The 13992-nt window shown below is 34.9% G+C and carries 8 protein-coding genes; 5 read left to right on the top strand and 3 right to left on the bottom strand.

Annotation, left to right across the window (positions count from 1 at the left end; translation table 11 throughout):
* Positions 1–3: 3 nt before the first annotated feature.
* Complete coding sequence (locus UH1x_RS10100; protein ID WP_482626448.1) at positions 4–2304, bottom strand: PAS domain S-box protein; 2301 nt, start codon at positions 2302–2304, stop codon at positions 4–6.
* Between the two features lie 254 nt (positions 2305–2558).
* Between UH1x_RS10100 and UH1x_RS10095 the strand changes: the two genes are divergently transcribed.
* Genes UH1x_RS10095 through UH1x_RS10075 form a run of 5 tightly spaced genes read left to right on the top strand, consistent with a single transcriptional unit; the run spans position 2559 to position 11112 of the window.
* Positions 2559–5399, top strand: coding sequence for a TonB-dependent receptor (locus tag UH1x_RS10095; RefSeq protein WP_482626447.1), 2841 nt, complete (start codon positions 2559–2561; stop codon positions 5397–5399).
* Between the two features lie 20 nt (positions 5400–5419).
* Complete coding sequence (locus UH1x_RS10090) at positions 5420–6712, top strand: DUF4249 domain-containing protein (RefSeq protein ID WP_482626446.1); 1293 nt, start codon at positions 5420–5422, stop codon at positions 6710–6712.
* Positions 6709–8007 carry a DUF4249 family protein gene (locus UH1x_RS10085; protein ID WP_482626445.1) on the top strand — a complete coding sequence of 433 codons (1299 nt, stop codon included), beginning with the start codon at positions 6709–6711 and terminating at the stop codon, positions 8005–8007. The genes UH1x_RS10090 and UH1x_RS10085 overlap by 4 nt, the downstream gene beginning before the upstream one ends.
* A 9-nt stretch (positions 8008–8016) precedes the next feature.
* Complete coding sequence (locus UH1x_RS10080) at positions 8017–9324, top strand: DUF4249 domain-containing protein (RefSeq protein WP_482626444.1); 1308 nt, start codon at positions 8017–8019, stop codon at positions 9322–9324.
* A 9-nt stretch (positions 9325–9333) separates the two neighbouring features.
* Positions 9334–11112, top strand: coding sequence for a hypothetical protein (locus tag UH1x_RS10075; protein ID WP_482626443.1), 1779 nt, complete (start codon positions 9334–9336; stop codon positions 11110–11112).
* A gap of 3 nt (positions 11113–11115) precedes the next feature.
* Here UH1x_RS10075 and UH1x_RS10070 read toward each other — a convergent pair whose 3' ends face one another.
* Positions 11116–13029 carry an OmpA family protein gene (locus UH1x_RS10070; protein WP_482626442.1) on the bottom strand — a complete coding sequence of 638 codons (1914 nt, stop codon included), beginning with the start codon at positions 13027–13029 and terminating at the stop codon, positions 11116–11118.
* An 11-nt stretch (positions 13030–13040) separates the two neighbouring features.
* Positions 13041–13991 (bottom strand): PorP/SprF family type IX secretion system membrane protein, encoded by a 951-nt coding sequence (locus UH1x_RS10065; RefSeq protein WP_482626441.1) that lies wholly within the window; start codon positions 13989–13991, stop codon positions 13041–13043.
* Position 13992: the final 1 nt, after the last annotated feature.

The following is a 13992-nucleotide window of genomic DNA, read 5'->3' as shown; positions in this document are numbered from 1 at the left end:
TAATTATAATATTATTGTAAAAGTTGTGCCAACATTGACTTCACTAGTTGCGGTAATTGTACCACCCATAGCTTCAACTTGAGTTTTTGTCAAAAACAAACCAACACCTTTTGCATCTGGGTGTCTATGAAAAACTTTATTTAGTCCAAAAAGTTTGTGCCCATGTCGTTCAAGATTAATGCCCAATCCATTATCCTTAAATGTAATGATATTTCTACCATTCTTAACCTTAGATTTTACTATTATTTCAGGTACCCTGTCTTTTGCCTTATATTTTATGGCATTACCAATTAAATTAAGGAAAATACTATCCATATATATTCTATTATAATTGATAATGGACACTTCTGTGAAGTCTCCTTTTATAATAGCCCCTGAAGTTAGAATTGAACCGCTTAATGTCTGGATTGTACTATCTAGTGTTTCATTTAAATCGATACTCTCCAACTCTTCCTTTGTATCGCTGATTTTTGTTTTTAACGCCTCAATTAAGGTGTTCAAGGTTAAGGTTAGCCGGTCAATTACCGTATCAAACTTTTCAAAAACATCTAAGCGCTCTTCCTCATCTTCTGTCAGCTTATAAATTTCCATCAATGAATTTAAGTTCGCAACCGGAGCTCTTAAGTTATGAGAAGTAATATGGGTGAAATCTGCTAATTGTCTATTTTGATATGATAGTTTTTGTGCAACTATTTCTAATTCTTCTTTGGCTTCAATTATTTTCTGTTCGGCTTTTTTTGATTCGGTTACATCCTGGCAAGTACCAATCATTTCTACAATTTCATCCTTTTCATTAGTAAAAACTTTCCCTAAAAGGAGAATTGTTTTAACCTTGCCCGAAGTGGTAATAATACGATGTGTAAAACTATTCCATATTTTATTCTTATCTACTTGTTCAAAATGATTATCAACAATTCCTATATCTTCTGGATGAACAAACCTATAATAGCTGTTGAAATTAAGGTCAGTTATAGCTTCGTCAAGTTCTAAAATTGTATAAAAATTGTCTGACCATTGTACTTTATCTAAAACAGTATTCCATTGCCAATGCCCTATTAAACTAATTTTCTCTGCAAAATTTAAAAGTTCATTTTTTCGTCTTAATTCATCTTTAACCTCTTTAATTTTAGAGATATCAGTAGCCACGGCTATAAAACCTTCATTTTTACCGTAACTATTATTAACTGCTGTTACAGTTGACAATACAGGAAATGTTGAACCATCTTTTCTTTTATAAGTCCATTGTCTTGTATCATTGACATTTTCGTTTCTATAGTTAAAATTTTCATCATTTACACCACCGTTAAACTCGGCAATCATATCATTTCTAAATTGCTCAAGTTCTCCTTTATGAAGATATAATTCTGGTTTTTGCAAACCAATCATTTCTACAGAATCATATCCTAATAATTTTTCGGCACCTTTATTAAAGCGATTAATTATACCTTCTGAATTTGTGGTAATTACCACTATCGCATCTGAGTTAAAAATAGCTTCTAATTCTGCATTTGCAACAGTCAATTTCTGCTCAGAAATCATCGATGACGTTATATCTTGCGTTATACCAAAAATCTTTGTGGATACGCCTTTAGTTCGTTCGACCTTTCCTATAACTTTAACCCACCGATCATTACCCTTAGCTGTTTTAAGATTAAGAGTTAGATTAACTGGAGTACCAGTTTCTTGTGCATTTTTAAGTCCCTCTAAAATTCTATTACGACTTTCTTCATCTTCAAAAAAAGTTAACCCAGAAGCGATTGTAGGCTCGTAATCAAGAGGAACCTCGTGAATTTCATACACCATACTACTCCAGGTTACTTTTTCTTTTAAAAGGTCTATTTCCCACGAACCAATTCTTGCAATTTCACTGGTATCCCTTAATATAGTATTAAACTTTTTTTCCTTTAACTCTTTCTCTTTCTGCGCAGTAATATCACCAGTATGCATAATGAGTCCACCAATTTCTCCTTCAGCATTATACCAAGGTCTTACATCCCAATAAATCCATTGAATGGACCCATCTTTACGATAAAAAGGTGCCTCATCGCATATATCAATAGCCCCTTTTAGACATAATTGATTTTTTTCTTTCCAGTCATCTCCTATTTCTGGAAAAACATCATAATGTGACTTTCCTACAATATTCTCATCCTCATTCTCAAAAACGAAATCTTTTATCCATCGTTTTGAAACTGCCAAATACACCATGTTAGTATCTAACATAGCTATTGCTGTTGGCGTTTGTTCAATAAATATTTGGTGATGTTTTTCCAGAACCTGAGAATTATCGTAGTCGTGAGTCAATTTCTATTTTTTAACATGTAATTATGTTAAAAATAGTAATAAAATACTGATAACTAATAAAACACAGATGTAAGCAAAAGATTACTTAACTAAATTTAAAACTTTCTATATAAACCTTTTAACCACAAATAACCATATTATCAGTAATACAGTAGTTATTTCAATTTCTTTCAATAAATCAATGGGATAATTTTAAATATCACATTTTGTTATACTATAGTTTTTATTACCTTGTAATGATCCAACCAGCCAATATGATTAACCAAAAAACTAATAAAAGTTCATTTAAAACTCTTATTCAACTAAGCAAATGTGTATCACCCATAAAAAAGACAATAGTCTACTTCATAATACTATTTGGTGTATTTATAAGTTATGCCCAAGAAATAACTACCGTTAATGGTCAATACTCGGCAGCTCCTTTATCATCCGTAGTTGCAGATATTGAAAAACAAATAGGTTATCGCTTTTACTTTCTAGAAAGTTGGACACAAGGCATCAACGTAACTGCCAACTTTGAAAATGAAAATTTAACCACTGCCCTGCAATCTCTTTTAGAGGACACCCCTTTAAACTATCATATTCTAGAATCACAGAAACGCATCATTCTTTTAGAGAACACCATTGTTTATGACGAACTACCAAATGGTTTTTTTGGTCCTGAAAATGTAGTTAAAGAAAATAACGATATTCAAACAAAAGCTAATGTCCCGCCTCCAACATTTTATTCTACCAAAAATAAAACCCCAAAAAATTATGATGTAGCCAAGGTTGGTAAAAGTGACCCTAACAATTTACAGGAGACTTATAGGTTGATAGGAAGGGCAATCAATTCTAAAACAGGTGAGCCTATTCAAGATTTAGCCATTCGTGTTAAAACTTCCAATCAAATTACGGTAACCGATGCCAATGGTAATTACAATCTACAATTACCTGCCGGTTACAATGTTTTAAGTATACGCGCCATGGGTATAGCCGCTACAGACCGTGAAGTTATTATGTTCAATAATGGCAATTTAGATTTATTGATGGAAGAGGGGCTACAACAATTAGACGAAGTTGTTGTAGAAGCAGACGCCTTTAAAAATGTAGAAGATGCTATTACGGGTAGCGAACAAATAGATTCTGAAGAATCTAAAAATATTCCGTTGGTATTAGGGGAACGTGATATTCTTTCTGTCGCCAAAGCATTGCCCGGTATTTCATCTGCCGGTGAAGGCGCTATGGGTCTAAACGTTCGTGGCGGTAAAACAGACCAAAATTTAGTGCTGTTAGACGATGCGGTTATTTACAATCCACAGCACTTTTTCGGAATCTTTCAAGCATTGAATCCGTTTACGACCAAAGGTGTAGATATCTATAAAGGTGCAATCCCCGTTGAGTTTGGAGGCAGGCTTTCATCTGTCTTTGAGATCAGAACAAAAAACGGAAACGTAGAAAAATTCTCAGGCGAAGGCTCTATTGGCCCAGTGACCGGAAATTTGGCATTGGAAATTCCGTTGGAAAAAGAAAAATCATCCCTTGTCGTTGGTGGTAGAGGTGCTTATGCCGATTGGATTCTGAGGTCTTTAGATGATGAATCATTAAGTAACAGCAACGCCTCTTTTTTTGACGGCATCGTTAAATATCACAATAAAATAAATGACAAGAATGAAGTGAAAGCAACCGCTTATTATAGTAGAGATGCTTTTAGTATTACCTCAGATTCTTTATATAACTATGATAACCGACTGTTTTCTGTACGTTGGGATCACAAAATGAGTGACAAAACAAATAGTGCCCTAATTGTTGATAATAGCAATTACGGTTTCGGTATTGATTTTGACGGTGATACAAATACCGATTTCAAACTTGATTATAGCATTAATGAAACCGAATTAAAATATAAGCTTCGTACATCACTGAACGATAAAAACAAGCTAGATTACGGTGGCTCTGCCAAGTACTACTCAGTTAACCCTGGAAGCATAGAACCTGACGGAAGCGAATCTGATGTCAATGAACTTTCTATTGATAAAGAACAAGCTCTTGAGGCTGCTCTTTTTATTGGGGACGAAATAACCGTTAGTGATAAACTTTCTGTCAATTTAGGGGTGAGATATGCATTTTTTGCCGCATTGGGCGAGGCTACCCAAAGAACCTATGAGGAAGGCATGCCAAAAAATGAATCTACCGTTCAAGACACCATAGCCTATTCAAGTAATGAAAATATAAAAACCTATGGCGGACCAGAAGCCAGAGTTTCCGCTAGGTATTTATTTACTCCAGATTTTTCTGTCAAGGCAAGTCTTAATAATTCATATCAATTTTTACATACCCTTTCTAACAATACCACAGTTTCACCTATTGATACATGGAAACTTTCTGACCTGAATATTGAAGCGCAGAAGGGTTATCAAGCTTCTTTAGGGTTTTATAAAAACTTTAAAGAAAACGAGTATGAATTAAGTATTGAAGGGTATTACAAGAAGATGGAAAACGTGCTTGATTTTAAAACCGGTGCCAACCTCTTCTTAAATGAGAATGTAGAAACACAGATATTGCAGGGTGACGGAAAGGCATACGGAGTAGAATTTTTATTAAAAAAGAAAAGTGGTGATTTAAACGGATGGTTAAGTTACACCTACTCTAGATCTTTATACCGTTTTGATAGTGAATTTAGCGAGGAGCGTATCAATAACGGAGAATTCTTTCCTTCCAATTTTGATAAGCCTCATGATGTAAGTATCATTACCAATTATCGTTTTACAAAACGATATAGTATTTCTGCAAACTTTGTGTACCAAACTGGTAGACCTATTACCTACCCTGTAGGTACATTTAGATTCAATAATGCAGATTTTGTTGCTTTTAGTGATAGGAATGAATTTAGAATACCAGATTTCTACCGTTTAGACCTAGGTCTTAATATAGAAGGAAACCACAAGAAGAATAAGTTAGCACATAGTTTTGTTACCATATCGGTTTATAATGTATTAGGTAGAAACAATCCGTACTCGGTGTTTTTCGTAACAGATGATGGTGAAGTAAAGGCGTTACAAAGTTCTATTTTCTCCATTCCTATTCCTTCAATCACCTATAATTTTAAGTTTTAAATATTGCTAAAAAAGAAAAGATGAGAAAGAACTTAAAATGGCTCACTTTACCTTGTTTGTCACTGGCAATATTGAGTTGCGTTGAGGAATTTGAACCTGAAAATATAACAGATGTATTAGATGGGTCATTAGTAGTAGATGCACGTATTACAGATCAAAACATACAACAAGCTATTTTTTTAACAAGAACCTTTTCATTTGATGAAATTGATCCACCGCCAGAAACTGGTGCGCAAGTAAGTATCATTGATGATTTAGGCAAAAAAATAGATTTTTTTGAGACACAAGCAGGAAATTATTACACTAACGGTGCTGTAAGTTTATTACAAGAAAGAGAATACACTTTGGAAATATTTACTAAAGACGGTGTACAGTATCGTTCAAATAAAACGACCCTACCTAAACAAGTTGAAGTTTCTGAATTAAAAGCGGAGCGTAGTATCAGTAATTCGAATACAGACGGTATTTCAATACTGGTAGACAATACGGATAATACCTCTTCTGTAAATTACTTCCGTTATGAATATGAAGAGACCTATAAGGTAATTCCTCCAGATTTTAATCCTTTTGATTGGGATGAAGTTGACTATGATTTCTTTTGTGAAGATGATGATGGTTGGGAAGTTACTGTAGCACCAAGAGATGAACCAGCTAATATTTGTTTTGCAACAAATAAATCAAATAGTATAATATTGGCTTCAACCGCTAATTTAGCCTCAAATAATTTAGATGATTTTGAGGTAAGATTTATAGTTAGTGATAATTATGCGATATCGCACCGCTATAGCATATTGGTAAAACAATATCACCATGATATAAATGCCGCTTCTTTCTTTGGTTCATTAAAAGATTTCTCAAACTCAGAAAGTCTATTTAGTAACGTCCAGACCGGGCAGTTAGAAGGCAATATAACCGTTGAGAACTCAGATATTGCAAATGTAATTGGGTACTTTGAATTGAGTTCATACAGTGAAAAGAGAATGTTCTTTAATTATGAAGATTTTTATCCTAATGAATCCTTACCACCTTATATTATTTCATGTAATGTTATTCGAGAACCGGCACTTTATCCTGATGGTTTTCACTCAACCGTAATAGATGGAAAAATTATTGTAGATCGCGGTTCAAATTCGCCTTTAATAGAGTCTATTATAGCAGGTCAGATTGGCTATATTGGCGAAAACATAGGATATTCGGAGCCTAACGAGTTTGGTGAATTAGATCGCGGACCATTTTTAGTAAAGCCTTTAGGTTGTGTCGATTGTAGAGTATATGGTAATAATGTAGCACCTAATTATTGGATTGAGGAATGAGAAGAATATCTTTTGTCATATTATCCCTTTTATTATTCGTCAATTGTATTGAGGAAGTTGATTTAGGAATAGAAACCAATGATCAAGTCCTTAAAATTTTAATTGTAGAAGCCACCCTAACCAACGAACTAAAAAACCATACGGTAGCATTAAGCAGAATGGACACTTTAGTAGATTTAGGAATAGACTCCGTTTACAATCCTTACACACCAATACGAGATATTAATAGAGATTTGGTACGCTACGAAATCAATGCTACGGTTTCAATTGAAAACAGTAATGGCACCACCTATTCTTTTAATGAGGCAAGTCCTGGTATTTATGAATCTGATATTGAATTTTCTGCTGAAATGGGCAATACTTATCAATTAAATATTATTACATCAGATGGTAAAAAGTTCTCCTCGTCCAACATGCAAATTGAAGGTTTAGATGCTATCTCTAATCTTTACGCAGAAAAAACGACAAGTGAATCTGGAGCGCAAGGTATTGGCATATTCGTAGATAATGCAGATGAATCTGGTGATGTACAAAACTTAAGATACACTTATGATGAAACCTATAAAATTATTGCTCCAAATTGGTCTCCAGAAGCTTTTAAACTTACTAATTACGAACCCTGTGCCTTACCAGAAGTTACTTATGACCTTGAAATTGTGGAAAGAGAAGAAGAGCAACAGATATGCTACGGAAATAACCTTTCTAATACAATCATACAAGCTCAACAGGGTAACTTAGGTGACAATATTACAAAGTTTATGGTACGCTTTATTGACCAAGAAAACTTTATCATTAGCCACAGATATAGTATTGAAGTTGCGCAATTGGTCTCTAACGCGGCATCATTTAGTTTCTATGACCAACTGAATAATTTCAGTCAAACCGGTAATATCTTTTCTCAAATACAACCTGGTTTTTTAGAAGGTAACTTGTCTTCAGACGATGGTTCCCAGGGTACCGTAATCGGTTTTTTTGATGTAGTATCCGTTTCTAAAGATAGACTCTTTTTCAATTACACCGATTTTTATCCGAATGAAGAATTACCCCCATACCCTTTTAATTGTAGGGAATTGACCGCACCAGAATCTCATGTTTCTTTTTGTTTTAGTGGTCCCAGAGGACCTAATCCGTGTCCGCAATCGGTAATTCAACAAGTAGATCTTGACTTAATAAGTTATGTAAAGCCAAATGTTAATGATGTTGACTGTGGCGGCCCACATATATTTGTACCAAAGGTTTGCGGAGACTGTAGGGTACTTGGAAGTAATATTAAACCTGATTTTTGGGTGGATTAATAGTTAAATATGTTTAAAAAAAGTTTTTTACATTATCGCAAATTGATGCTATTAGTTGTCCTAACTTTTAGTGCTTGTGTGGAAGAAATTGAAATTGACACTTTAAATGAAAATGAATCTCAGTCGGCATTAGTAGTTGAAGCAGTTTTTACCAATGAGGCTATTACACAAACAGTGTATTTAAGTAGAAGTTCCGTTAATTTAGATTTAGAAACAGATACGGTTTACAGTCCATACATACCTTTAGGCAGTAGACCTTTTGACACCGTTGATTGGGAAATTGGTGCTACCGTTACGTTGTTGAGCGAAAATGGCGAAGAGTTTAAATTCACAGAAGCCCAAGATGGCGTTTATCATTCCAACACTTCGTTCGCTTTACAGATGGGTGTCAACTATACTTTAGACATCAGCAGGAATAATGGACAAGAGTATGAATCTGACCCTATATCTATTCAAGGAACCTCTAGGGTCACCAATATGTATGCTGAAAAAGCTGAAAACGATAATGGCGAAGAAGGTATTGCCATCTATGTTGAAAGCGAACCTGTAGATGATAATGCCAAATATTTTAAGTACACCTACGACGAAACGTACAAAATCGTAGCACCTTATTGGCAAAATTTCAAGTTTGAGCTAACAGATTACGATGGTGTTGATGATACCGTAGATTATAGCTTAGAAGTGGTAGAAAAAACAGTTGAAGACCGTATCTGTTACAATACCGTTTCATCTAATACTATAGATGTATTTAGTACAGATGGTGTTTCTGAAGGAAATGTTACTAAGCATAAAGTCAGATTTATTACAAAAGACAATTTTATTATCGCCCAACGCTATAGCATATTGGTGCAACAACAAGTGCAATCCCCAGAAGCTAATTCTTTTTATAAGACGCTACAAGCATTTTCTCAATCGGATAATGTATTTTCTCAAGTACAGCCAGGAGCCATTTACGCAAATGTACATCGTAAAGATGGCAGTTTTGAAAATGTGTATGGTTATGTAGAAGCAGTTGGGGTTACAGAACAGCGTATCTTTTTAAATTACGAAGATTTCTTTCCGGAAGAAACTCCACCATACGCCTTTAATTGCGGTTTTGAGACTGCTAAATTGTTTAATAGTCCAACGGATCCCTGCCCCCAAGGATTACTGGAAAGAATTGATATAGGAACGGTAACGTACTATTCCGATTATGTAGAAAATCTGGTACCCAATGCAAATCCTATTTGCGTGGGTCCATTTATTTTTGTGCCTACAATATGTGGAGATTGTACGGTTTTAGGTAGTAATATTAAACCAGATTTTTGGGTAGATTAAATAACACTTATGAAGACAACACAAATACTTACCGCAATAATCATTTTAATCGCCAATCTTAGTCACGCCCAATATGTGATCAAAGATGGTGCTGAACTTTTAAATTTAAAAAAAGTACCACAAGAGAAAGCATATGTGGATCATAACGGACCATTGATACTATCTGGCGAATACTTGTATTACTCAATTCACTGTTTTAACGCACAAACCAATAACCCTACTAAAATAAGTACAATTGGGTATGTAGCACTAGTAAATGAAGCAAAGGACTTTGTTTTTGAACATAAAGTAAAATTGAGCAAAGGACATGGCTATGGTGATTTCTTTGTGTCTACAGATATACCCTCTGGCAGGTACAAGTTATTAGGCTATACCCAATGGATGAAAAACGCAGGTTTATCTCAAGTTTTTAAAGATGATATTGTAATCATCAATCCTTATTTAGTAGACCAATCTGCCCTTCTAGAAAATATACCCGATGCACTAACATCAGTTTCAACTGATGCCATTTCGGTTTCAGACTCATCAACAATTACAATCAGAACCAATCAATCTACGTATCTACCTCGACAGAAAGTAAGCCTGAATATTAAAAATTACAAAGGAGCTTTAGGTCATGGTTTTTATAGTATTAAAGTGAAGAGAAAAGAAGAAATAGCTATTCCATCTTCTCTCAATTCCGTCACCTACGGTAATGCATATTTCAATGCCGATAAAGAAATTAATCAGACCATTGGTGATAGCATCTTCTTGCCTGAACAACGAGGAGAATTAGTTTACGGCACCGTAACAAAAGCTAACTCAGGATTACCTGCTGAGAATCTTCCCGTTGTTATTTCTATTCCTGGGAAAGAATCATTATTGAAGTTTTCAAAAACCGACCAAAATGGAAATTTCTATTCTTACATACGCAAAGACCGTAAAAACCCAATGGCAGTTATACAGGTTGAAGACCAAAGCGAAATGTATACCATTGAAAAAGGAACACCCAGTCCTATTGACCTAGCCGATCTATCATTCGCAAATTTCAGATTATCAAAAGAGCAAGCCGAATACATTACCGACAGAAGCATATTGAACCAAATAGAAAATCAGTTCTTTGGTGCAAAACCAGATTCTATTTTACAAAGCAACCCTATTGATATATTTAATGGTGGCATACCAGAAGTTATCATTCTTGATGAATACACTCGCTTCCCAACCCTTGATGAGACCTTAGTAGAAGTGGTAAAATTTGCGGGGTTTAGAAAAGCGAATACTAGTGACGCGTATATTAGAATTGGTCAAGATTTTAAGTCTTATGACGAAGAATATAACGACTTCCCAGCCATTGTTTTAATTGACGGGGTATTCATACCTCATCATGAACAAATAAGAACATTTGATGCTCGAAACATTGAAAAAATCAGTTTAACAAGAGACCAATTTCGTTTAGGTCAAAAAGAATATCAAGGTATCATTTCTATTGAAACTTTCAATGCAGATTTTCTAGATACCTATACGGCTAAAAATAGCTTAGTTGTACCGTTTGCCCAACCTGTAGCCAAAAAGAACTATTTTGTACAATCTTATCAACCAGAGGATGTTTCTTTTGATAGAATTCCAGATTACAGGAGGATGCTATACTGGAACCCCCTTTTAAATATTGCCGATAGTGATTATCAGTTTGATTTTTTCACTTCAGATGTAGAAGGAACCTATGAAGTAATTTTAAACGGATTTACTTCTTATGGTAAACCAATGCATGTCGTCAAAGAAATAGAGGTAGTAGCGAAGCATATGAACTAAATATTACTCTATCAAAATAAATTCTGAACGTCTATTCAATTGATGATCTTGATCAGAACAAATGACTCCGTTTGCGCATTTATTGATTAGTGCCGTTTCTCCATAACCTTTACCTGAAATACGACTTTCATCTATTCCTGCAGAAATGATATAGGCAACCGTTCTTTTTGCCCTACGATCAGATAACCAAAGGTTGTAATTATCCTCTTCCCTACTATCTGTATGTGACCCAATTTCTACTTTTACTTCGGGTCTTTTTAGCATGTAAGCAACTACCTTATCTAAATTCTGAAAAGCATCTTCTCTTAAGTAAGAACTGTTTAGATCAAAATAGATTGGAGCTAATTTTAAAACTTTTACCAAATCGGCACCAATAACCGCAACTTTACTACTCTCTTCCAATACCACACGAGCATCTTTTATATTCTTTTCATCTGGTGTAGTGAACATAAACAAAGAACCCTCTTCGTAACCGTCAAGATTAGCAGTAATTGAATATTGACTCTCTTGACATGGAATTTCTATACTATAATTGCCCTGGGCATCAGTTGTGGTCTCCCCTATATTACCTCCTGAAGTGTTTTTACCATTCACGGTAACAAATGGCAAAGGCTGTTCCGTATCCTTGTCCACTGCCGTACCAGTAATGGTCACCATACAGTCTATAGTTTTCAATGCATAAATATCGTCACCACCAACTCCGCCAGATCGGTTAGAGGCAAAGAAACCTGAATTGGTTTCTTCATCGAAAATCATTGAAAAGTCATCGTTGGGGCTGTTAATAGGGTTACCTAAATTTTTAACTGCTCCCTGACTCTTTAGACTGACTGAAAAAATATCTAGTCCGCCTAAACCTGGGTGACCGTCAGATGCAAAATACAATACACCAGATGCTGATATGAACGGAAAAGTCTCTTTACTTTCGGTATTGATTTTTGACCCTAAATTCTCTGGCGTTCCAAAACTACCATCAGCATTAATAGCTACCTTAAAAATATCTGAAGCCCCTAAAGTTCCTGGCATATCAGATGAAAAATACAAGATTGTAGCATCTTCGTTCAAAGCAGGGTGTGCAACGGAATATAGGTCGCTATTAAATGGCAGATCCTCTATATTTCCCCATACGCCTTCTTTAAAAGTACTTCTATAAATTTTTAATCTGCTAATGCCTTTTTTATCCCTGTTGAACGAACCTTTTTTATAATTATTCCGCGTAAAATACATGGTATTCCCATCTTTTGAAAAAGTGGTAGAAGATTCATTTGCCACAGATTTCAACTCTTCAGGAAATGCTGTTGCCGTACTATATTGTTCTTTCTCTGGACGCGTTGTTTTATAAAGATTTAAATACGGGGTAGCACTACGATCAGTAGTTTCTAAATCCCTACCGGTTGAAAACACCAAAAAATCATTATAAAATGATGGTGCAAAATCTGATTCTTTAGAATTTACTGAAGACAAGTTTTCAATAGTATACTCGTTAGATGCAGTCATTAACTCATCAAAATAGCTTTCATCCTTGTTATAGTTCTGAGCACGTACATCGTTCTTTTTCGCCTTTTTGAACTTTTTCATCCAAACCTCTGAATCTTTATAATTCTTAATCGATTTTAAAGACTGTGCATATCTATACATATAGTCAGGCTCTATGGTTGAACTATTCAACTCTAACAGCTTTGCATACCAATAACTAGCTTCGTCATACTTTGCCCTTAAATAAGCTTCATTACCAAGATTTTTGCAAATATCTTCATCAGACATCCCCTTTTTGCTCAACTCTTCATATGTTGACGCATTACCCATATATGCATAATGCTCAAAATTATCGGCTACAGTTTTTTTGTTCCCTTTCTGCGCAGCGCACACTGAAGAAACTAAAAGCAGCAATAAAAGAACAATTGATGAGCTAAACTTCATTAATATTTTTTTTAAAAGAATCTAGGGGTTAAATCAATTTTATCTTTCTTCAGAAACTCGTACCTAAGAAAAACCTCAAAAGAACCATTATTATATTTTGTTCCGCCTAATTCAGAAATATCACTATCATAGGCAAGACCAAGCATAAACTCATCGGTCATTTGAAATCCGAATAAAGCACTTATAGCGGCATCCCATCTGTAAGCTGCACCCATTGAAAATTTATCGTTCAATAAAAAGTTTGCCGATACATCTGCCTGTAACGGCGCACCAGAAGTAGCTTTTAAAAGAAAAGCAGGTTTAAATTTCCATGATTCAGACATCTCAAACACATATCCTGATATTAAATACCATGTTATTCTATCAACAGAAACCAAACTATTGTTACCATCAGAACTATCAAAATGCTCCGTTTGTAAAAAGTTGGGTATGGATAAGCCCGCATAAAACTTATCGTTATGAAAATAAACACCTGCTCCAAAATTGGGCGTAAACTTTTTATATAAATCCGTGTCGGTTATAGCTACACCACCTGCACTATAATTTCTAAGGTTATTAAAATCTAGATTCAACAAATGTCCGCCAGCTTTCAAACCAAAAGATAGTTTATCCGTTTCTGAAGTTTCTAACGTATACGAGAATGCAGCATCTATGTAAGTATTTTGATTGGTATTGTTTCCTATTTCATCATGAACTATAGATAGCCCCAACCCCACTTTATACGAAGTTGGTCCGTGCACACTCAAGGTTTGAGTATTTGGAGCACCATCTCTACCCACCCATTGCGATCTGTGCAATGCTGAAATACTTAAAGCATCTCGAGATCCCGCATAAGCAGGGTTCACAGAAAAAGTATTGTACATATATTGGGTATACTGGGCATCTTGCTGACCGAATACTGATTGTTGATCGCATAATATTACGATAAAAACCAAAAAGAATATGTTTGCTATTTTCTTCATT

Source organism: Maribacter sp. UH1 (genome assembly GCF_056839145.1).
Note: the sequence above shows the minus strand (reverse complement) of the source record. Positions and strands in the feature narration are given on the sequence as shown.